The organism is Haloprofundus marisrubri (assembly GCF_001469955.1).
Taxonomy (GTDB): Archaea; Halobacteriota; Halobacteria; order Halobacteriales; family Haloferacaceae; genus Haloprofundus; species Haloprofundus marisrubri.
Genome location: NZ_LOPU01000016.1, coordinates 217,822 through 238,976, shown reverse-complemented (window position 1 = coordinate 238,976; position 21,155 = coordinate 217,822). Strand labels below are relative to the sequence as shown.

The window sequence follows — 21,155 nt, the reverse complement described above, 5'->3', positions numbered from 1 at the left end:
GTATCGATGAATGAGTCCTGGTAGGGTAGTGGACTATCCTCTTGGCTTGCGGAGCCAGGGACCGGAGTTCAAATCTCCGTCAGGACGTTTCCTTCGTTCACAACTTGGCGAGCCTCTCGCTCGCGTGAGACTCCGTCAGGACGGTTTCTTCAGACGTACTCGTAGACTCACTGGCCGCTGTTGGTCTCGGTGACCGAACTGGGGTTTGTATTCCAACACAATCCTCGCTGCGACGCTACCACGTGCTAGAGAGTCTATCTCAGGCTGAAAAAGAACTAATCAGCCAACGGTGTATCGAAAAATGGGTGAATAGACGATCAAATTACTCACGCAGCTCAGGCGACACTTAGACCGAGAGACCGCATCGCCGCGCTTCCGGTACCAGTGTGATATCTGTTACACCGACTTCGTGCGTAGAGAGTCAGATATCCGCCAGCTCGAGTGCGAGCGGTGCGGGTCGGGCGAACTCAGCAGCATCGAGATGATATAGCCTGCCCACGTCGAACTCTTTTGTAACTCGGCCTTGCGGGTTGACCGAAGCGAGACGCCGAAACGGCGCACTCGATTCGCCGTCCGACGCCCGTGAGAGCGACGTTTACCGACTCGCCGCGTCCTCGGCGCTCTCGGGAACCGCGTCGGGGACGCTCACGTCGGGGTCGTCGCCGACGTCGCTCGTCTCGACTGTCCCGTCGATTCTTCCGCGCCCGCCAGGAGAATCAACGTGTGAGTCGAACAGGTCGATGACGCCACCAGTTTCGATGTTGTCGTTCTCGGCGACGCCCCACCCGGCGTCGCTGTATTCGAGGAGGATGTCCATTCCGGACGCTTCGACGTCACCGCCGTTTCGGACCCAGACACCGCGGGAGTACCCCGAGTACGAGGTTCGCTCGTCGACGTGGGCGACGGAGTCTCGAACGTACGACCCGTCGCTGCCGAGGCGGTAGTTAGCGACGCCGTTGTTCTTCGCGTAACAGTTTTCGATGTACACCGGGCCGTCGCCGCCACCGTCGGCGATGCCGGGCGCACTCCCGTAGATGCCTTCCTGCCAGCCTTCTAAGTAGACGTTCCGAATCGTCAGTTCGCCTTCGTGGGCCTTGCGGACGAACGCGAAGTCCGTCTCGTAGCTGCCTTCGGCGGCGTAGACGTTCTCGACGAGGCCAGTCGCGTCGTCGTCAGTGACCTCGAACGTGAAGAGGTTGTCCATGGACGGGTCCTCGTACTCGCCTCTGATACCGATGTTCCGGATAGCCCAGTCGGTCCCGCTGGCATCTATGTTGAGTGCTGCACCGTCGGCAGTGATGTCGTAGAGAACGTTTTCGAGTGTTTCGCCGCCCCAGACTCTCTCGTCGTGCGTCTCACCTGCGTCGACGACGATAGTCTCGTACTCGTTGCCGCCGACTTCTTCCTCGTCGTCCGCTTCTTCGGCTTGTTCCTCCTCGTCGGGTGTGTCGCCGCGGCCTTCGCCGGCGTCCGTCGAGTCGAACTCGGAGGGGTCGACCTCGTCACCGTCGACCGTGACGGTGACGCCGTCGTCGGCGTCGAGCGCGGTGAGTTCGCCCGCGAAGTAGTACGAGTCGGTGCCGTTGTTGGCGACCTCACCGTTGGCGGACTGTCCGTCGATTACGTCCTCCTTGTCGGTGTTCGCCCGTCCGCCGTCGACTATCTCGCCGGAGGTTCTGAACGAGTAGAAACCGTCACCGACAGCTTTGAGAGAGGTCGAGGGGTCCGCGGCCGCAGCGCCGGCCGTTCCAAGACCGCCCGCCGCCGCGATAGTTGCGCCGACACCGCGGAGGAAGGGCCGGCGACCGGTCGAACGCGTCTCCTCAGCAGTCTGCGTTCGGTCGTCATCGTTTCGAGATTCCGTGTATATGTCAGAATTTTGCACAGAGTGTGACTCCGTCGAACGCTACTGACATCTACCATATAGTTGTCCGGTTCCCTTCGTGAATCCAAAAGTGTCGCTACAAGAATAGTGATAGCAACGAGGGTATATTCACGAAATATAAACACCACCGAAGGCAGAATATCAACCGTCACCGACAGTATCCGTCAGATACCTGACTTTGTGGCTGATTGTTTGGCACAAAGTACCATGAAGGGAGAAGACAGGTCGGATGGCGAGATATTCGAGCGGAAAGCTCGGAACGCGCCTCGTTCGAAAAGCCGAAATCGCGGATTCCGAACGCCGAGAGCAACGGTCTCACGTCAGTGTTTTGTCCGAGCGAGCGGACGTATGCAGCATGGAGAACGCGCTCCGGGCGGGCGTCGCCATCTACAACGCCGGCGAGTACCACGACGCCCACGACGCGTGGGAGCGACGGTGGCTGGACGCCGCCGACGGAACCGACGACGAGCAGTTGCTCCACGGCCTCATCCAGTTCACCGCCGTCGTCCACCACGCCCGTCGTCGGAACTGGAGCGGCGCGCAGCGACTCGCCACGAGTGCCGGCGAGTATCTCGGTGGTCTTCCGGACGACTACCGGAGCGTGAACGTCGAACGCGTCCGAGCGGAACTCGCACGACTCGCCGCCGACCCCGAACGTATCGAGCGACGGCGACCGATTCGACTCACGTACGACGGAAAGGGACTCGAACTTGCGGACCTCGATTTCGAGGCGGCGGCCGTCGTCGCACGTGTCCGTGCCGAACACGACGACCGATTCGACGAGAACCGTCTCGACGCTGGTGTCGGCGCCGCCCGAGAGGAACTCGAAGATGGCCACAGGACGCGGTATATCGCGCTCGTGATGGATTTTGCGACGGGAAGCGACGCCGAACGGCCAGTGGTCTACCAACGTCTCTGCGACCATCTCGAACGCCGCACCCAGAAACGCCGGGACGTCGAAGGACTGTTCGAGTGAGTAGAAGTGGACTGACCGAGGCAGCGAGCGACCGAAACGACCGGTAACGCCCGACTACGACTCGTCGGTTCTCAGTCGCCACCGGTCGGCGTCGAGACGTTCGACAGAGGGAACATCCACCAGCAGGCCGAACAAGTCGTCTCGAATCCACGTCTCGCTCGGACGGCCGCGAGTAGTCCCGGAGGATGCAGCAGCGCGAAGTTCGTCGGTCGTCGCTTCGCCTCGTCGGCGGAGGGCGTCAAATGCCGCTGCCGCTGCGACTCGCTCTTCTCTCGTTACCTTCCGACTCACGAGTACGTGCGTAAGGTTCGCGTACTGGGGACCGTCGTCTCGACTCCGTAACACCGCCCGCCCGTCACGTCGGGGTTCGTCTTCGGCCGTTCCGTCGGCGGCCGAGTCGCCGACGTATCGCCAGAACGGGTCGGATTCGTTTCCGGGGTCGACGCGGGGCAACTCGGCGAACACGTCGCGGGCGCAGTCGTCCCACCACTCGTCGGCGTCGCGGTAACCAGTGGTCGTCTCTGGGAAGACGCCCGCCTTCAGTTCCGGAATCGTCACCTCGCCCCACTCGCGGAGGAACGTAAACGCGTGTTTCAGCGTCTCGGTACAGTCGACACCGACCGAGGCTTGCGAGAGTGCCTCCCGAACGTTCGGCGGCAGGTCGACAGCCTCGTCGGCGGCCGCCGTGTTGGGCGACTGAAGCACTCGTCGCCCGCTCTCGGTGAGTGCGTATCGGGCGTTCTCGTCGTCGACGTCGTCGCTGTTGCCGCCACTATCGTCACCGTCGTCACTGCCGCCACCGTCGTCCAGTTCCCGAACGAGGTCGTTGTCCGCCAGCAGCGCGAGTCGTCTCGAAACCGTTTCCCTATCGGTTCCTGCGCTCAGACGGCCGATTAGCTCTGTGATGGTTAGCCTTCTCCCGCGTAACCGCGCTAAGATGGAACGGTCGAAGTCGGTGAGTTTGGTGTCGTTCATACGGGGGATACGACGGCTTGGCTATTGAGACTCCAGACCTGTTGGCGTGTGAGGATGCCGTCGGATTCGAGGCAGAGAGAAGACAACGAGCGGACGCTCAAACGTAGTTCGTGGTGACGAGCGTTGGGGTCACTCGAACTCGGCGGAGTTGTCTTCGGGGTCGTAGCCGAGCACTTCGCGGGTGCGCTCTATGGAGTAGTACTTGCGGTCGTTGTCGCTGATGCCGTAGACGATTTCGTAGCCGTAGTCGGCGCGGATACAACAGTCGAACAGATGCGCGCAGTCTCGGTAGGAGAGCCACATCGCCTGCCCGCGTTCGTAGTCGATAGGCGGATGGTCGCGCGTCAGGTTGCCGATGCGGACGCAGACAACAGAGAGATCGCTCTGGTCGTGGTAGTAGCGGCCGAGCGTCTCGCCGGCGGCTTTGCTCACCCCGTAGAGGTTGCCCGGTCGGGGCAGTTCCGACCCATCGAGCAGGAACTCGCTTTCGGGGCGGTAGATGTCGGGCGTCCGGCGGTCGGTCTCGAAGGCGCTCACCGCGTGGTTCGAGGAGGCGAACGCGACTTTGTCGACGTCGGCTTCGACGGCCGCCTCGAACAGCGCCTGCGTCCCGTCGATGTTGTTCCGGAGGACGCTGCCCCACGGCGCTTCCGGACGGGGGTCACCCGCGAGGTGGATGATAGTGCCGACGCCGGAGACGGCATCGGAGAGCGCGTCGCGGTCGGTAACGTCGGCGATGTATACGTCGTCTTGGGTCGTTCCTGGGGGAAGTTTCTTCTCTGCCAGCGGTTCACGGTCGAGCAGTCGCCAGTCGTGGTCCGTGCCGATACCACCGAGAATGGCTTGCCCGACGCGCCCACCCGCGCCCGTCAGTAAAACCGGGTCGTCCATTCGAGTGTAGATGGATATACGGAGGCTAAGTAACGCACGGTTCCGTTCTCGAGGCGGTCGACCGACGCCCCGGCCGCCCGACACGGCGGGGCATCGTCGCCCGACAGACATTAACCGGCCGACGGAGTCGACTGCGCATGGTCACCGACGCACAGCAGGCGTGTTTCGAGGCGGGAATCAAGTTCGGGTCGCTGTACCACCAGTTCGCGGGGACGCCCGTCAGCGTCGATAGCGCCCGGAGTCTCGAAACCGCGATGGCAGAAGCCATCGAGAACCAACCGCACTGCGAGGCGGTCGCGGTGCGGATTCTCGACGACCGCGTCGACGCCGCCATCGACCACGAGAACGGCTACACCGAACTGACGGGGTCGCTCATGGAGGTCAAGATGGAGATTCGATACGAGGGCTGTCTCGTCCGCACGCGCATGGAGATGGAAGACGGCTATCCGTTGATGAAACTCGTCGGCGTCGGAGAGTAACTCGTCGTCGTCCACCGTCGCCGTCGTCCACCGTCGCCGTCGTCCACCGTCGCCGTCGTCCACCGTCGCCGTCCATCGCCGCACGGTCGTTGCAGTCGTTTCGCGGCGACTACCGAGACGACACGAAATTTCGCCACGAGACCGCGACAGTCGCCGGATTTCACTTTCACTTTCGGGCGTGCGTTTAAAATGGGTCGGGTCGAAAAGCCGGGTATGAGCCAATCGCAACTGGGCGACGACGACCTGTTCGGCGAGGCGGCCGCGGAGATGCGCGAAGACGTCGAGAAACACCTCGACGCCGCACGTGAGACGCTCCCCGAAGGCGACGACATCTGGGAGACCGAAGCCGACAACGTACTCGGCGTGCTCAACGGCCTGCGTTCGGCGCTCGACACCGGCGACGCCGAAGACCACCTCCGACAGGCGAAGAAGTGGTACACCATCGGCGAACGCGCCGACGCCTTCGAGGACGCAGAGGACCTCGCAGCGGCCATCGAGGACGTCGAGGAACTGCTCGAACAGATTACCGGGGCCCACGAGAACGTCGGGGAACTCGCCAGCACGATTCCACAACTCCGTGGCGCGCTCGACGAAGCCCAAGAAGCGGCAGATGCGGAGGATGAGCCAGAAGACGACGACGAAGACGACGACGAAGGCGAAGACGAGACGGCGGCCGACGACGAGGACGACGAGGACGAAGAAGACGAGGAGTAACTCGACAGCTACGTTCGTCGCTCAGGACGCGACACGTCCCGTTCGTCGACTGCGTCTAGCACTCGCGCCAGCGCCGCCGCCGCAGCGTCGAGTAACTCTTCGCCCAGTGCCGCGTCACCGTCGCTCGGGTCGCCGACGACACCGTTCTCTGCGAACTCCGCGGAGTCGTACGCCAAGTTGACGCTTGCGACCCACTCGCCCCAGCGCTCGGCCGCCCCTTCTGTGGCCTCTTTCATTCGGTCTTCGCGGACCCTCTCCGGCGCGACGTGTCTGAGTAGCGATGTCTCCAATGGACCGCCGTGACCCATCCGTGTCGCGTGCTCGCCGACGGCCTCGAACCACGTGAACGGAACGGCGTAGGCGTCGTCGTGGCGAACAATCGTCCCACAGACCTCCCGGAGTGCGTCCACGTTCCCGCCGTGACCGTTGACGACGACGATACGGTCGAAGCCGTGGGACGCGAGGCTCCCCACCGTCTCGCGGACGTACGACCGGAACGTCTCCTCGGAGACCCACAGCGTCCCCGGGAACTGTCGGTGTTCCTCCGCGACACCGACGGGAATCGTGGGGGCTACGGCGACGTCGTGGTCCGACGCTTCCGCACCCGCCTCGGCGACGGCTTCGGCGGCCAGAAAGTCGGTGCCGAGTGGGGCGTGAGGGCCGTGCTGTTCGGTGCTGCCAACAGGCAAGAGCGCGAGGTCGGTGTCGAAGTCCCGGACGTCGGTCCACGTGGCGTCGGTGAGATGCATATCGGCCGCACACGCCGAGAGGGCTTGTAGTCCGGGGTCTGCTTGACCTCACTGTGTCGACTTCCGTGACCGCTGTCGACGTCGGCGTCGTTGTGTCGACCCCCCACGACCACCGTCGTGTCAGGCGATTTGTTCACGAAAACTGAACGATGCGAATCGGTTTTTGCCGCGGCGTTGACCACAAACTCGCATGAGTAACGACGAAGCCGACGACAGCCGAGAGTTGGGTGTCGAGTTCGGTGAGTTGGAGGGGGAACTCGAATCGTACGACTACCCGGCGACAACGGAGGAACTCGTCGACGAGTACGGCGACCACGAACTCGAACTCCCCAACGGGACGACGACGTTCGGTGAAATCATGGAACCGTATCAAGAAGACGCCGGCGAGGAGTTCGAAGACGCAGGCGAAGTCAAGCAGGCGGTGCTCAACATGGTCGGGTCGGAGGCGGTCGGCCGTCAGGGCTACAGCGACCGCGGGGCCGACGAAGACGCAGAAGACCAAGAATCGTTCTGAACGGTCGTCACGGTCGACCGACGACGGGTCGGACCGACCGATAGCGACCGAGAAAAAAGCGAACCCGTATCGAACGCCGACCGTCAGTCGTCTTGGGCTTCGGTTCGCGCCTGCCGACGGGACGCGCGTTCGATGAACTCCTCGGGGAGTTCGTCTATCTCACCGGCCTGCACACCCCAGAGATGCGCGTACAGGTCGTCGTTCGAGAGCAGTTCGGCGTGCGTGCCGCGTTCTTTGATTTTCCCGCCTTCGAGAACGACGATTTGGTCGGCGTCCTTGATGGTCGAAAGCCGGTGGGCGATAGAGAACGTCGTCCGGTTCTCGGTGAGGCGGTCGAGACTCCGCTGGATGAGCATCTCCGTCTCGGTGTCGACGTCGGAGGTTGCCTCGTCGAGAATCAGGATTTCGGGGTCTTTCAGGATAGCACGGGCAATGGAGAGTCGCTGGCGCTGGCCGCCCGAGAGTTTCACCCCGCGCTCGCCGATTTCGGTGTCGTAGCCGTTTTTGAGGTTCTGGATGAACTTGTGCGCCTCGGCGGCTTTCGCAGCCTCGACGATTTCCTCGTCCGTCGCGTCGAACGCGCCGTAGGCGATGTTGTCGCGGACGGTCCCGTAGAACATGAACGTCTCCTGACTGACGTAGCCGATGGCCTGTCGGAGGCTCGGAATCGTCACGTCGCGGAGGTCCTGTCCGTCCACCTCTATCTTCCCTTGGTCGACGTCGTACATCCGAAGCAGGAGTTTCAGGATGGTCGATTTGCCCGCCCCGGTCGGACCGACGAGTGCGAGCGTCTCGCCGCCTTCGACGACGAAGTCGACGTCTTCGACGATGGTCTCGTCCTCGTCGTAGCCGAAGGTGACGTCGTCGTACTCGACGTGGCCCTCGGAGACGACGAGTTCCTCGGCGTTGGGGTCCTCGGCGATGCGCGAGGGTTCGTCCATCAGGCCGAAGATACGCGCCGAGGAGGCGCGGGCGCGCTGGTACATGTTGATGATTTGGCCGAACTGCGCCATCGGCCAGATGAACCGCTGGGTGAGAACGATGAACGTAACGAACTGGCCGACCGAGAGAGTCCCGGAGAGCGGACCGGGCGGGCCGTTGACCACCCAGAGACCGCCGACCATGAACGTGACGACGAAGCCGATACCGGCGAGCACGCGGAGGCCGGGGAAGAACTTGATGCGCGTGCGAATCGCGTCCCAGTTGGCGTCGAAGTAGTCCATCGACACGTCGTCGACGCGGTCGGACTCGTAGTTCTCGGTGTTCGAGGTTTTGATGACCTGAATACCGCCGAGGTTGTTTTCGAGTCTCGAGTTGAGCGTCCCGACGGAGGAGCGAACGTCGGCGTACTTCGGTTGGATGATATCGACGAACTTCCACGTGAAAAGCGCGATGAGTGGCACCGGGAGAAGGGCGACGAGCGCCAGTTGCCAGTTCATCGAAAAGAGAATCGCGGCGATGGCGAGCACCATCACCGACAGGCGGAAGAAGGAGTTCATCCCGTCGTTGAGGAACCGTTCGAGGCGGTTGACGTCGTTCGAGAGGATGGACATCATCTCGCCAGTCTGCTTGTCGGCGAAGAAATCCATGTTCAGCCGCTGCATCTTGTCGTACGTGTCGGTGCGGATGGCGTGCTGGATGTTCTGTGCGAAGGAGTTCCAGCCCCAGTTACGCGTCCAGTGAAACACTGCGCCGCCGAAGAAGCCGAAGGCGATGAGACCGACCGAGAAGTAGAACTGGTCGGTCTGTGTGGCCGGAATCACACCCGAGACGGCGGCCGCGGAGATAGGAATCGTGTCGGCGACGGCTTGTGCGTACTCCTTGTCGCCGAAGACGGCGTCGATAGCAATACCGAGCACCACCGGGGGGAGCAAATCGAGCAAACGCGCGACGACAGAAGCGAACAACCCGACGACGAACTGCGTCGTGTTCTGCCGGCCGTACTTGCTGAACAGTCGGCGCATCGGGTTGTCCGTCTGCTCCCGTTGCGCCTCGAAAGGGTCGTCTTCGTCTACGGCCGTTCCCATTACCTTCGTAACAAGTGTTCGCGCTTAAAAAGCATTACCTACGAATCGAAATACTCCGGTTCATCGGTTCGTTCTCGCCGGCCGTTTCGTTCGGAATCAGGAGCGTGTCCCCCTCGGAGATGCCGGTCCGGTTGGTGTAGCCCATCGGCACTTCGAGGACGTACTTCCCGTAGCCGGTGTAGCGCGTCAGTTGTGCTTCGGACGTACCCGGTGGGTCCAGCGGCGCGTGGTGAATCCGTGTGATAGTGCCGTTGGCGTCGACGAAGACGATGTCGAGCGGGAAGTCCATGTTCCGCATGACGTACGAGTACTGGTCCTCGTCGTCGTGGATGAACAGCATCCCCTCGCCGTCGTCGAGCGACGTCGTGTTGCTCAGCCCGGTGTAGCGTTTGCTGAACGTGTCGGCGATTCGGACGTCGACGGCCGTGAGTTGGGTCCCGTTGGCTTCGTCGACGGCGGTCACCGTCGTCGTGTTGTACTCGCTCGGTTCCGGTGGACTCCGGACGTAGTCGAGTGCGAAGACGCCGCCCGCCGCCGTCAGTGAGATGACGAGGAGACCGGCGAAGAGAGCTCGCGTGCGCACAGTCGTGTGAACGGACCCCACGCGAGTAAGCGTTCCGGGCCCGAACGCAGAGAGAAACAGTTATTCGAGCGGAGCGATTCGTGGCGATACGCGGGCTCGTGGTCTAGTTGGTTATGACGCGGCCTTTACAAGGCTGAGGTCGGTGGTTCGAATCCGCCCGAGCCCACTAAAATCTGCGAGCGACAGCGAGCAGGATTTTCGTGACGGGAGGGCGGTCGAACCTTGCGGCAACCGAGCGTAGCGAGGTTGACGAAGTGGTTCGAATCCGCCCGAGCCCATATTTCTGTGACGAACCGTACGGTGAATCACAAATCTGTGTCGAGAGGACGGTCGAACCTGACGACGAGTGAGCGTAGCGAACGAGGTCGGCGCGGGTCGAATCCGCCCGAACCCACTTCTGACGACGCATCACGACGAACGGAGCGAGTGGAGAGACCGAAGTTCGACTCCGCCCGAACGCACCAGCCTGTACGAGCGCTTTCTCTCACCGTTTCTCTCCGATAGGTCCGGAGCTCGTTCGTCGTCGGGTAGAAAATCCCATACATCCAATTTTAGGCCTTCCAAACAACCATACGTTTGTTTTAGGGCCACCAAACACCATAAATTGATTACAGATACCCGCGTGAATAGACGTGTATGAGTGCCGAAGGCCTCGAACGGCGAACCCGGAGCTATCTGAGCAACAACGTCCCGCAAATCCAAGACCACGGCGGCTACTTCGAAATCGAGGAAGTCGACGAGGAAAGCGGCGAAGTGACCGTCGCTATCGGCGGTGCCTGCTCTGGATGCGGTATCGCACCGATGACGATGCGGGCGATTCGACACCGACTCCCCGACGAAGTCGACGAAATCTCGAAGGTGACCGTCCGCCGTGCGGGCGGTCCGCGCGCAGCGGTGATGCCCAGCAAGACGCTAGAGATGGAGGAGATGGACGAGTACCGAGACTACTCGCCGCCGTTCTAATCGAATCGAACAAACCCATCGACAGAACGCGGGCGGGACCAACCAATTCGTATTTTCATCCGTCGGCCGTTCGACCAGCGTAGTCGACGGACTACGAGCGGACGGACTCTCCGCTGTTCGGACTCGCTCACTCTCTGGGTCGCTCGTCTTCGAACGGAAGCGTCGTTGCGAGGCGCGCAGCGACGTCGGGACTCACGACGCCCGCCATCTCCATCGCCTCCGTTTCGTACTCGTCGAGGTCGAGAACGCTCCGGAAGAACCACGAGAGCGTCACGTAGGTGCTGTGTAGCTCTTCGGCCCGTTGTCGCCCGGCGTCGGTCAGTGTCGCGCCGTCGTACGGTTCGTAGACGAGGAGACCGTCGGCCTCGAACTGTCGAAACGCCTCGATAACCGTCGCCGGCGACCGACCGACCATCTCGGCGACGATACCGGGTGAGACGGGTGCCGACTCCCGATGCTCGGCGATGTACAGGCCGAGGAGATACTGAACGACACCGCTCATCTATCCGTATCCTCACTCATCTGGTTGTGTTCTCCGTAGTCCTCCTCCGAGTGTTCGATTGGCACGCTGGCGAGACCAGTCGGGGCGTCGTCTCTCGACTGCACGAGTACGAGTGTCCACCCGTCGTCGGTGTCGACGACTCGAAGCGACGAGAGCGGCCACTCGGGTCGGTGCCGGGAGAGTTCGACTACGAACGGAAGCACGGGAAGGTGGTCCGCTCGTGGAGACAGTGCGTACTCGGAAACCCGGACGACCACCGACCGCCTTCCAGCGTCGAGGTCGACCGACGACGGTGACTGGCTGTACGTCGAGAGGAAGCCACGTGCTGCGAGCGTCTCCAGCGTCGCCGAAACGGGGTCGTCGGCCGCTTCGATTGGCGGGAGACGTGTGACCGTCTCCGCGAGGACACTGGCTTGCTCGGCCGGCGTCAACCGATGGGTGAGTTCGGCGGCGATGCTTTCGAGCAGACAGAGACAGAGTTCGTCGGGATGTCGAACCGACTCCGCGAGGTCGAAGTAGACGTGCATCACCGCCGTCTCTACAGCCCTGTGGCCGGACTCACAGAGCGTCTCGAACACCCCCGCTGCGACGCGGTGACAGAACTCGACCAGCGGGGAGTGCACCGACGGCGTCGCCGACCCGAAGTCGGTGTCGCAAGCAGCAGATGGGGACGCCTCACGAGGCGATTCCGTCGGTTCCTGACTTCCTGACCGGTACGACCCGATATCCTGTGAGACGGTGAGGTCGTACTGCGGGAGTCGTGGGTCGTATCGCCGCAGTGCCGCGCGGTACTGGGTGGCGGCGTAGACGGCGTGTTCGGCGACCAGACGACTCTCGAAGCTCTTTCCAGCGGTCGGAATCGGTCGCTCTCCCGTCCGTCCACAGTGGACGACGTACGTCCCGTCGGTGCTCGCCAGTGCTTCGACGTGTTTGCGGATTTCGGCGAGCGTCGCTCCAACCATCGTTCGTCTCTCTCACTCCGGTTTTCGGCCGACGACGACGTGCCACGGAACCCGTTCGCGCCACGGACCGAGCGTTCGCCATTGGTCGAACGTCTCCGCGACGTCGACGATGCGGGTGTCGACGAATCCGGCGGCGTCGAACAGCGACCGAATCTTCGACGGTGGCGCGTGGTGAAACGGCAGGTCGGTCTTGGCCTCGTACCACGTGCGCTGGGTGTCGTCGTCGAGACTGTTCGCCGACTTCCCCCGTCGGACGCGAAGCGAAGCGGCGTACAGTCGACGAACCGCTCGTTCAGTGAGGCTCCGTGTCGGGTCCTCGGGATGGTTGCCGAACAGCACCACCTGTCCACCGGGTCGAAGCACTCGGTACCACTCGCGGACCGCGATGCCCGGATTCGGAAGCGACCAAATCATCACGCGGTTCGTCACGACGTCGAAACTCGCGTCGTCGAACGGGAGCGCCTCGGCGTCGCCGGTAGTGAACCGGGCGTCGAAGCCGTCTCTCTCGGCGCGTTCGCGGGCCTGTTCGAGCATGGGTTCGGAGAAGTCACAGCCGACGACATCGTGACCCAGTTGGGCGTACAGTCCAGCGAGAAAGCCCGCACCGGTCCCCACGTCGAGGACTCGTCGGGAGTCGTCACCGACGATATCGCGGATAACGCGTTCCCACGCTCGTCGGCCGTCGTGCTGTGTCACCCCGTCGGCGTACTGCCCCCACATCTCGGCGCTTCGCGCGTCGTTCCAGCGCGCGCTGGCAGCGGATTTGAGTCGCCCTTGCGGTCCGCCCGTCGTCTCCGTCGTTTCGTGTTCTGTCATCTGGTTTCGACTCCGCTATCGTCGCACCCGAACCGGGTTTTCCGCGCGGATAAACGGTCCAGACTCTTCGTTTTCGGCGAAGGAGACCCCGCTTCGGCCTCTCCGGCGCACCGTCCACGCAGGTAACTCCGGAACGCCGTAGTCTGCCGGTTCACGGAAGCTGTACGCGATAGCCCACTGACGGGCGCGCATACTGCTGCGTCCAGTTCGCTCCGGGAGCTTGGACTCTCGGTTGTGGTTTCGTGTCCGTGGAGCAGTCTCTTCGGTCACGTTCAGCTGTCTCCGTTGATGATAGCCGAGAGTCGCTGGCGGTCGAACAACCGTTCTTCTTCGGGGGTTTCTCCGAGCCCTCGCCACTCACCGAACGTCTCCGGGTAGATTTGTTTTGCAGCGATTTCGGTTTGGAAGAGGTTGATAATCGGCCCCTGCACGTTCTTTCCGCCTCGATAGACGCGACTGTTCTGGACGGCAGTCAACTGGCTTCCGAGTTCGTCCTCACGCATTACGTCGACGACACCGGTCCGGAACTCCTCGATAGAGTCGGTGTATCCGAACGCGTTGTGCGCGATGAGTACGTCGGGGTCTGCTTGCAGCAGTGCCTCGTAGTTGACCTGCCCGTCCATGCTCACGTCCGCTCGTTCCCAGACGTTCCCGACGCCGAGGTCGTGGTACTGCTTCATCGCCATCCCGGGTTGCGTCGCGTCGTTGAGGTAGAAGACGCCGGACCCGACATAGTCCTCGCCGGGGATGAGGTACGCAAGTCCCACCGTCGGACGTTCTGCTTTCGGTGGCAACTGTTCGGAGATGGACATCAGGAGTTCGTCGTGTACTGTAGCCAGTGCTTCGTATCGCTCGCGCTCTCGGAACGCAGCAGCGACCTTCTCGAACGCCTCGTAGAGGGTGTAGTACGGATAGTTTGGACCGATAGAGTCCTGTGGTCTGCGGATGAAGCTTCCGAGCCACGGAGCCACGTTCGTACCCAGTTCGGTGATGTCGGCTTCGTCGAACCCGAAGTAGTTCTTCGCGTTGTTCGGGTCGATGAGATGAAGGTCGGCACCGATTTCGTAGAACACCTCCTTGTCGTACTCGCCACCCTCACGGAGAGGAGTAATCCCGTCGGGGGCCACCGAAACATCTGGAAGCTCGTCGAGCATCTCCATCGGCAAGCTCTGGGTGTCCTGCATCCCGACGAGTGCGTCACCTTGTCCGAGTGCAATCATCATGTCGGCGTAATCCGCTCGGTAGACGACGGCCGACTCGGGAATCTGCTCGAAGGTGATCTCCGTCCGCGGTTTCATTTCGACGGTCCAAGACTCTCTCGAAGCGGGAGTCTCGGTAGATTCGTCCGCCGCTTCGGTCGTGGTCGAGTCCGTCTCGGTCTGAGTCGCGGTGGATTCGGTCGGCGTCTCTCCCGACGCCGACTCGTTCGCGGCGTTCGACTGACTGTCACCGGCACACCCGGCCAGCAGGCCCGCACCGGCGACGACGCCGTACTGCAAATACTCCCGTCGTGTTGCTGTTCTGCTCTCGTCCGCGTCGTTCGACATGTGATTTAGGCTCACCTAAAACAATTTAACAGCTTCGGTTTTTAGGCCAGCCTAAACTATGCGAGTCTCCGAGGAGGTTGCGCCAGCCCAGTGGTTTTAGGCTTGCCTAATTCCTAATAACCGTTCCGGATTTTCGGCTGGCCTAAAATAAGGCTCAGCAGGGCACGCCACAGCGAGGGCACATCGGGGGACGACTCTCGGAGAACGAGAGTCCGCAGTTTCGACACTCGTCGTCGCCGCCGGGAGAAACAATACGCTCGACGAACTCGTCGGTCGTTCCGTTGACTGCCTCGACGGTTCCGATGCTATCGGGCGACGCCTTCGAATCCGTCTCGCCGTCTCGCGTGCCGAGTGCGAACCGAGCGCGGTCAGCGACGAACGACTCGTCGTCGTCCCGCAACGCCGAGAGCGCCACCTCCGGGAGGGACGTTGCTTCAGAAGTCCCCCGCGAAAGAACTCCGAGCGCTTCTGCCGCCCGTCCGCGAACGTAGACGTTTTCGTCGGACAGTCGGTCCGCCAGTTCGGGCTTTCCATCGGCGAGTGCCGCTGGATACTCGCACCCGACGACGACGAGAGCAGTACACAGATGATATCGGACGAGAACGCGCTCGTCGTCGAGATGTGAGGCGAGATTCGACACCTGATGTCTGAGTCGTTTCGGATTGCCGAGTGCAACGAGTTCGAGCGCTTTCGCCAACTTCTCTTTCACCTCGGGTTCGTCGAACGAGAGACCGACTCGCAGGTCCGCGAGTGTCTCCGGCGACGCGACAGCGGTCGGATGTTCGAGTGCGATGTAGCCGAGCGCCTCCGCTGCGCGAGCGCGAACGTAGTAGAACTCGTCGTCGTCGGCCAATCGGCTCGCAAGCGACGGGATGTTCGGAACGAGAAGGCTCGGGGCGGCTTCCGCGATGGCGACGAACAGTTTCGCGGTGGTGAGTCGGACGGACCTGTTTTCGTCGACGAGAAACGACGCCAATACCGGGAGAATCGGCTCCGTCGACGCCGGTGATTCGTCGGTGAGCTGTCGAACCGAGTTCACGACGCGTTTTCGCGTCTCGGCCGATGCAGTGCGAAACCGTTCGAGACACGCGACAGCCTCCGCTGACTCGGTCCGTTCGAGAAGTGTTACGACGCGGTCGGTCGGCGGAGCAGACGAATCGTCCATCGTTCGACGAGCGAGCAATCGCAAACCACGGTGAAAAATCACCGCCCTGCTCGGAGACCGGCCGAACGTGACCACGAGAGCGCTCGCCGTCGGTGAGCGAACGAAATCGGGGAGAGATGTATCAGATTTCCAACTTTGGTGTCGGAAAGGACGGCCTCTGACGGTATTTTTCGCCGAATTCGGCGCCTCAGTTCGTGACTGATTCGACGTATTTTCTCATATATTCAGTAACAAATATATACAAGTAGCTGATGCTGACTATCTACTAGTGGTGAATATCTAATGCTCCGAACTGCACTCGCAGGCGTCGGCGTACTCGCACTCGTCGTCGTCGCCGGCGTCGGCGGCGCACTGGCGCTCGGGTTCACACCGGCGGACTTGGCCGGCGTGGATGGCATAACCGATAAGGTCGGCGACGACGCATCTCCCGACGTGAAAACCGACGGCGGAAGCGACGATACGAGCGCAGCGTCGGACGGAGGCGACGGGGGCGACGAAGCCGTACAGGACGCGTACGACCAACCCCTTCGGTTCTCGGTCGGAGAAATCGAGGAGTGCGGAACGACGTGTCGGGACGTGACCGCAGAGGTCAGAAACACCGGCAACGAGTCCATCGACGACATCGACGTGGAGGTTCACATCTTCGCGGACGACGACGAAGTGTGGGACGGCAACGTCGAAGTGGGCTCCGTCGACGCCGCGGCGAGCCAACAGGAGACGATTCGCGTCGAACTCGGCTACATGGACGCCTACAAGATAAAGCAGAACGACGGCTACATCACCGTCAAGACGACGGTGACGACCGCGAGCGGGACGTTCAGCTTCGAAGAACGGCGGAAAGTCGCGTAAGCGAACGTCGCCTCGCGGGTCGTGTCTCCTTGACTGTCCGTCGAATCCCGTCGCCGTGTTCCGAAATCCTTTTTGCTACCATCCGCATCCATCAGAGTGCGCCGCCTTAGCTCAGACTGGGAGAGCACTCGACTGAAGATCGAGCTGTCCCCGGTTCAAATCCGGGAGGCGGCATTTTCCTGCGAACCGACGAAAGAGCGGAGCGACTGCGGCGGTGAGCGGTGAAACTGCTCTGCGAGCGGATTCTGAACCCGGCGAGTCGCAACCGCGAGCGAAGCGAGCGGTCCGTCTCGACTCGGTTCAAATCCGGGAGGCGGCATTCTTCTGATTCCGACTTCACAGCGAGGCGTCTCGTCGAAATCGGGACTCACTCGTGGGGTGTCGCCCACGCCTTCGAGACGTCGCCACCACCTTCGACCGACAGCCGACCCTCGAACTTGGCGAACGTCGGATTCCCGACGAGACGTCCCCCAATCACCGTTTCGCCGAGTCCGAACTTGCTCGCCTCTTCGAGCAGGCTGGTGGGGACGTGTGAGAAGATATCCCCCAACTGCGTCAAGTCCGGGGTGGAGTTCATCCGCATCAGCAGCAGGTTCGCACACTGCGACAGAGTGTTCGCCTGAATCTTGCCGGGTTGTTGCGTCGACAGCAGTAGGTACAGTCCGTACTTACGGCCCTCGGCCGCGATACGAGCCACCGCTTCGGTCGAAATCGACTGCAAATCGTCGGCCGGGTTCCGTGGACAGACGTTGTGAGCTTCGTCGACGACGACGAGCGTCGGGCGACGCTGGTTACGCTCCTCCCAGAGGCGGGTGAGGACGGCGTTGGTGATGACCATCTTCTCCGACGGCGACCCGGACGTTCCGATGTCGAGGACGAGACACCGCCAGTCGGAGTGCGCAATCGTGTCGACGAGCGACGTCTCACCCCGCGAACACCACACCTCCCACTCGGCGAGGCCCAGATTCTCGATGCGCATACCAAGCTGGCGGGCCTCCGCCGAGTAGTCGTGAGAGACGGCGTCTCGCACGTCGTCCCACGAGTAGTCCTGTCGACCGATATCGTCTATCGTGTTCCAGAAGGCGTTGAACTCCTCGCGGTCTTCGAGCGGGTCGAGGCCGAGAACCGTCGCCTGTTCGCGTCGACTGAGGTCGCCGAAGCGAACCCGCAGCACGTCGTCACCGTCGGTGGCCATCGACGCCGGTCGACAGACCTGTAGCGAGGCGGTCGCATCCTGATAGCGCTCTTTCAGTGCGTCGTACGCGTCTTCGGAGAGCGGAGCAGACCGGAACTGGTTGACCTCCTCGTGGGGGCGAACTTGGTTCAGATTGACGAAGTCGGAGTTGGGGTCAATAACGAGTATCCGGAGGTCCGTTTCGAGCAACAGTTGTTCGAGGACGATACCGAGCGAGAACGTCTTCCCCGAACCGGACTGACCACAGAGAAACGTGTGTCGGGCAAACCCGCCTGCGTCGAGGCTGACAGTCGCCTCACCGTCCACGTACAGCGCCCGTCCGACCGGTAGTTTCGCACGCTCACTGGAGCCGGACAGATAGCGACTGACGACAGCAGCATCGACCCGAGCGACGGTGGCCTTTCGGAAGGTATCGCTGCTCGTGGTTGGGGAGATGCTGTCGGCGCTCACGGTCCCGAGAAGAACGCCGGACCCTTCGAGCGCCAGTACACGCAGACGGTCTCTGATGCCGGTGATACTCAGTCCCTCCGGGAACAAGTCGGCCTGCCGTTCGTCTATCGAAAAGTCGACTTCCGCACCCTGCTGTTTGACGGTCTCTTTCGTCGTTATCTGACCCAGATACTCTTGGCCGTCAGCGCTCTGTAGGAGAACGTAGCTGCCGACCGGAAAGGGAAACGAGAGCGGCGCTTCGTACTCGAACGTCCGTCCGTCAGTCGAGTACGCGACCTGCGCCACGTTGTGGACGGCTTGCTCTTCTAGCTGGTCGTGGAGGCCCCTCAGCCCGGCTCTAAGGACCTCTAACGCCTGTTCGTTCGTGCTGTTTTCGGTGTCTGGTTCGTGACCACTCATTGGATACCCACTCGTGACTGGCGCAACGACGACGCCACGACGCCGAACCGACGATGCAGTGAGGGCGCAGCGACGGCACAGTCGGGGTATACTCACCTGCTGGCGGCAAATACGTTCGTTACGACCGAACGGAGAGTACAGAACGGAGATAGATGAGACGTTCGTCGGTGTCCGACGGGACACCGTTTCAGCGACCAGTGGGTTCTTTTCGACTCGACCGACAGACAACTGACGTGAAGACGACAGCAGTGGTCCGAACGGACCTCGACGGGTACGAGGACGAACTCCGTGCGTTGCTCGTCGACTACTTCGTCGAAGCAAACGAACAGGGACGGGCCTGGTTCGACGACGAGGAGTTCGGTGCATCTCCCGAGGAGATAGTCGCCGCCGACCTCGAACGACTCGCGTCGGCGACGATTGAGAAACCGTTGTTTCTGGCACTCCACCGCGAGAAGCGAACCGAGGAGAAACCGGCCGGGTCGATTCAACTGAAGCGACTCGACGAGACGACGGCGGAGGTCAAGCGACTCTACGTGAGACCGTCGTATCGAGGACGGGGTATCGGGCGTGAACTCGTGGAGTCGTTGCTTGCGGCGGCGAGAGCCGACGGCTTCGAGACGCTCCGACTGGGCGTCGCGCCGTACCACGAGAGCGCACGCTCGTTGTACGGTGAACTCGGGTTCGAGTTCACGCCCGCGTACGATGAGTCACACGCCCCAGCCGAGATTCGTGACGACTGGGGTTTCATGAAACGGTCGCTCACGGAGTAGTCGGGCCGTTCCCTTCGATAGCTCGGGTTACAGCAACGACCGAAGCAGTCGGAGTGGGAACGTGATGACGGCGATAATGAAGTTGATTATCGTTCGCAACAGCGAGCGGATAGCTCTGAACATCACGAGAGTGTGCCACACCGAGCGGTATCGTGCTTCGGGTTGCAGGTGCCGGGTGCGTCGAGGCTCCGAGCCTCGGACTACGCCGGTGTGAGGCATGGTAGCGAGACATCTATTCGCACGGCGTTCCGATGAAGAAAGACCTATGGTTTCGGTTCGAAATACTACAGTAACGAGTGTCCCGCTTTCCAAATCCTATTCGAGGTGTAATCTTACTCATCGGACTCGCACTGGCGAGAATCGGTCTCGTCGCCCCCGAGCGAGTCCGTCGAACCACCGACCTCTCCTGGCCGCGCATCGTCACCGGCGTCGCCCGAATGTCGAAAAACGCCGTCGACGTGGCGATGGTCGGTATCGCTATCGGCCCCGCCGCCATCGCCGGCGTCGGTCTGGCGAGCGCCTACTGGGGTATCGCGTTCGCGCTCGGTGGCGGATTCGCCGCCGGAACCATCGCGTTGGTCTCACAGCGATACGGTGCGAACGCGTTCGACGAACTCGGCCAAGCCGTTCGCTCCAGTCTTCTCGTCGTCGTCGCCGCGACGATTCCGGTGATGCTCGCGTTCGTCTTCCTCCCGACGGAACTCGTCGGTCTCATCAACAACGAGGCCGAAGCCATCACGTTCGGCGCGGTTTACCTCCAAATCGTCGGCTTTGCGGTCCCCTTTGCAGGCGTCAACCTCATCGGCAGTCGCATCTACATCGGCGTCGACGACGCGTGGACCCCTATGCTCGTCCGCGCCGGCGGCGCGATATCGAACATCGTCTTCAGCGCGCTGTTCATCTTCGGCTTCGATTTGGGCGTCGCGGGCGCGGCGTACGGCACGCTCTTGGCGAACGTTCTCGTGACCGTCGCGTTCACCGTCGGCGTCGTCACCGGGCGACTTCCGGGCGCGGGTGAACTGCCCGTCACCGTCGACCTCACCGGGAGCTACGTCGACTGGCCGACGATGCGACAGATAGTCGAAATCGGCCTCCCGGTCGTCGGCCGGAGCATGGTGTGGACCGTCGCCAACTTCCCGATGCTCGCAATCGTCGGCATGTTCGGCGCGCCGGTGCTGGCCGCCTACGTCATCAGTCGCCGCATCTGGGGCATCATGAACACACCCGGGTGGGGCTTCGGCCTCGCGTCGAGCAGTCTCGTCGGGCAGGAACTCGGCTCCGGAAACGAGCGGACCGCCGAGGCGTACGGCCGAGAAATCGTGCTGTTCTCGGTCGCCACGTACGTCGTCGCGGCGGCGGTGGTCGCGGTGTTCGCCGAACCCATCGTCCTCGGGTTCGTCGGGTCGCGCGCCGACCCGTCGTTCTCTACCGCGGTGACGCTCGTCTACGTCTCCTGTTTCGCGGTCATCGCACAGGGCGTCAGCGGGGCTTCGGCGGGTCCGCTCGACGCCAGCGGCGACACGACGTGGCCGTTCCTCAGCCAAGCGCTCGGAATGTTCGCGTTCTCGATTCCGGTCGCCTATCTCGGTGCGACGACCGAACTCGCCTACTGGGGGCTGTATCTCTCGTTCGTCGCGGAGACGACGGTGCCGGCGGCGCTCAACTACTACCGCTTCTCCACCGGCAAGTGGAAACTCGTCAGTCGGAAGTTCCGTCCGGGGTCGGCAGTCGCAGACGACTGAGC

Annotated in this window: 20 protein-coding genes and 3 tRNA genes; 11 read left to right on the top strand and 12 right to left on the bottom strand. The window is 62.2% G+C overall.

The annotated features are described in order from the left end of the window. Positions 1 to 14 precede the first annotated feature (14 nt). A tRNA-Arg gene (locus tag AUR64_RS04240) sits at positions 15 to 87 on the top strand. Between the two features lie 508 nt (positions 88 to 595). On the opposite strand, the gene AUR64_RS04235 is transcribed toward AUR64_RS04240, so the two are convergent. Further along, the gene (locus tag AUR64_RS04235; protein ID WP_058580694.1) at positions 596 to 1,885 is read right to left on the bottom strand and encodes a hypothetical protein; all 1,290 of its coding nucleotides are present in this window, start codon (positions 1,883 to 1,885) and stop codon (positions 596 to 598) included. Between the two features lie 355 nt (positions 1,886 to 2,240). Between AUR64_RS04235 and AUR64_RS04230 the strand changes: the two genes are divergently transcribed. Next, positions 2,241 to 2,861, top strand: coding sequence for a DUF309 domain-containing protein (locus AUR64_RS04230; protein ID WP_058580693.1), 621 nt, complete (start codon positions 2,241 to 2,243; stop codon positions 2,859 to 2,861). A 54-nt stretch (positions 2,862 to 2,915) separates the two neighbouring features. Here the strand turns inward: AUR64_RS04230 and AUR64_RS04225 are convergent, their stop codons facing one another. Further along, on the bottom strand, positions 2,916 to 3,836 hold the full coding sequence (locus AUR64_RS04225) for a hypothetical protein (RefSeq protein ID WP_058580692.1): 921 nt from the start codon (positions 3,834 to 3,836) through the stop codon (positions 2,916 to 2,918). 129 nt (positions 3,837 to 3,965) lie between these two features. Further along, on the bottom strand, positions 3,966 to 4,727 hold the full coding sequence (gene azf, locus AUR64_RS04220; protein ID WP_058580691.1) for an NAD-dependent glucose-6-phosphate dehydrogenase Azf: 762 nt from the start codon (positions 4,725 to 4,727) through the stop codon (positions 3,966 to 3,968). Between the two features lie 137 nt (positions 4,728 to 4,864). Between azf and AUR64_RS04215 the strand changes: the two genes are divergently transcribed. Continuing rightward, positions 4,865 to 5,206, top strand: a complete 342-nt coding sequence (locus tag AUR64_RS04215) for a dihydroneopterin aldolase family protein (protein ID WP_058580690.1) — start codon at positions 4,865 to 4,867, stop codon at positions 5,204 to 5,206. A gap of 213 nt (positions 5,207 to 5,419) precedes the next feature. Next, positions 5,420 to 5,920 (top strand): DUF5790 family protein, encoded by a 501-nt coding sequence (locus tag AUR64_RS04205; RefSeq protein WP_058580688.1) that lies wholly within the window; start codon positions 5,420 to 5,422, stop codon positions 5,918 to 5,920. 8 nt (positions 5,921 to 5,928) lie between these two features. Here the strand turns inward: AUR64_RS04205 and AUR64_RS04200 are convergent, their stop codons facing one another. After that, on the bottom strand, positions 5,929 to 6,669 hold the full coding sequence (locus AUR64_RS04200; RefSeq protein ID WP_058580687.1) for a creatininase family protein: 741 nt from the start codon (positions 6,667 to 6,669) through the stop codon (positions 5,929 to 5,931). Between the two features lie 190 nt (positions 6,670 to 6,859). Here AUR64_RS04200 and AUR64_RS04195 point away from each other — a divergent pair, with 190 nt between their 5' ends. Next, positions 6,860 to 7,183, top strand: coding sequence for a DUF5789 family protein (locus tag AUR64_RS04195; RefSeq protein WP_058580686.1), 324 nt, complete (start codon positions 6,860 to 6,862; stop codon positions 7,181 to 7,183). Positions 7,184 to 7,266: 83 nt separating this feature from the next. Here AUR64_RS04195 and AUR64_RS04190 read toward each other — a convergent pair whose 3' ends face one another. After that, a complete protein-coding gene (locus tag AUR64_RS04190; protein ID WP_058580685.1) occupies positions 7,267 to 9,210 on the bottom strand; it encodes an ABC transporter ATP-binding protein in 1,944 nt (647 codons plus the stop codon). A 34-nt stretch (positions 9,211 to 9,244) separates the two neighbouring features. After that, positions 9,245 to 9,793: a DUF192 domain-containing protein gene (locus tag AUR64_RS04185; RefSeq protein ID WP_058580856.1), complete on the bottom strand. Its 549-nt coding sequence runs from the start codon at positions 9,791 to 9,793 to the stop codon at positions 9,245 to 9,247. A 92-nt stretch (positions 9,794 to 9,885) separates the two neighbouring features. Here AUR64_RS04185 and AUR64_RS04180 point away from each other — a divergent pair. After that, positions 9,886 to 9,959: transfer RNA gene (locus AUR64_RS04180), tRNA-Val, on the top strand. A gap of 470 nt (positions 9,960 to 10,429) precedes the next feature. After that, positions 10,430 to 10,756: a NifU family protein gene (locus AUR64_RS04175; protein WP_058580684.1), complete on the top strand. Its 327-nt coding sequence runs from the start codon at positions 10,430 to 10,432 to the stop codon at positions 10,754 to 10,756. Between the two features lie 127 nt (positions 10,757 to 10,883). Here AUR64_RS04175 and AUR64_RS04170 read toward each other — a convergent pair whose 3' ends face one another. The 5 genes from AUR64_RS04170 to AUR64_RS04150 all read right to left on the bottom strand — a co-directional run bounded on the left by AUR64_RS04170 (position 10,884) and on the right by AUR64_RS04150 (position 15,748). Further along, complete coding sequence (locus AUR64_RS04170; protein ID WP_058580683.1) at positions 10,884 to 11,258, bottom strand: metal-dependent transcriptional regulator; 375 nt, start codon at positions 11,256 to 11,258, stop codon at positions 10,884 to 10,886. Beyond that, positions 11,255 to 12,220 carry a DUF7551 domain-containing protein gene (locus tag AUR64_RS04165; RefSeq protein ID WP_058580682.1) on the bottom strand — a complete coding sequence of 322 codons (966 nt, stop codon included), beginning with the start codon at positions 12,218 to 12,220 and terminating at the stop codon, positions 11,255 to 11,257. Before AUR64_RS04165 ends, AUR64_RS04170 begins: the two co-directional genes overlap by 4 nt. Before the next feature lie 12 nt (positions 12,221 to 12,232). Continuing rightward, positions 12,233 to 13,036 carry a class I SAM-dependent methyltransferase gene (locus AUR64_RS04160; protein ID WP_058580681.1) on the bottom strand — a complete coding sequence of 268 codons (804 nt, stop codon included), beginning with the start codon at positions 13,034 to 13,036 and terminating at the stop codon, positions 12,233 to 12,235. Between the two features lie 272 nt (positions 13,037 to 13,308). Continuing rightward, positions 13,309 to 14,583, bottom strand: a complete 1,275-nt coding sequence (locus AUR64_RS04155) for an ABC transporter substrate-binding protein (protein ID WP_058580680.1) — start codon at positions 14,581 to 14,583, stop codon at positions 13,309 to 13,311. A gap of 154 nt (positions 14,584 to 14,737) precedes the next feature. After that, positions 14,738 to 15,748, bottom strand: a complete 1,011-nt coding sequence (locus AUR64_RS04150) for a HEAT repeat domain-containing protein (RefSeq protein ID WP_058580679.1) — start codon at positions 15,746 to 15,748, stop codon at positions 14,738 to 14,740. A 282-nt stretch (positions 15,749 to 16,030) separates the two neighbouring features. Between AUR64_RS04150 and AUR64_RS04145 the strand changes: the two genes are divergently transcribed. Both AUR64_RS04145 and AUR64_RS04140 read left to right on the top strand, forming a co-directional pair. Next, positions 16,031 to 16,597 (top strand): hypothetical protein, encoded by a 567-nt coding sequence (locus tag AUR64_RS04145; protein ID WP_058580678.1) that lies wholly within the window; start codon positions 16,031 to 16,033, stop codon positions 16,595 to 16,597. Between the two features lie 100 nt (positions 16,598 to 16,697). Further along, positions 16,698 to 16,771: transfer RNA gene (locus tag AUR64_RS04140), tRNA-Phe, on the top strand. A gap of 193 nt (positions 16,772 to 16,964) precedes the next feature. Here the strand turns inward: AUR64_RS04140 and AUR64_RS19930 are convergent. Beyond that, positions 16,965 to 18,641, bottom strand: coding sequence for an ATP-binding protein (locus AUR64_RS19930; protein WP_058580677.1), 1,677 nt, complete (start codon positions 18,639 to 18,641; stop codon positions 16,965 to 16,967). A gap of 233 nt (positions 18,642 to 18,874) precedes the next feature. On the opposite strand from AUR64_RS19930, the gene AUR64_RS04130 reads away from it, so the two are divergent. Next, positions 18,875 to 19,411 carry a GNAT family N-acetyltransferase gene (locus AUR64_RS04130; protein ID WP_205628370.1) on the top strand — a complete coding sequence of 179 codons (537 nt, stop codon included), beginning with the start codon at positions 18,875 to 18,877 and terminating at the stop codon, positions 19,409 to 19,411. 296 nt (positions 19,412 to 19,707) lie between these two features. After that, positions 19,708 to 21,153: an MATE family efflux transporter gene (locus AUR64_RS04125; RefSeq protein WP_058580675.1), complete on the top strand. Its 1,446-nt coding sequence runs from the start codon at positions 19,708 to 19,710 to the stop codon at positions 21,151 to 21,153. The last annotated feature ends 2 nt before the right edge of the window (positions 21,154 to 21,155 follow it).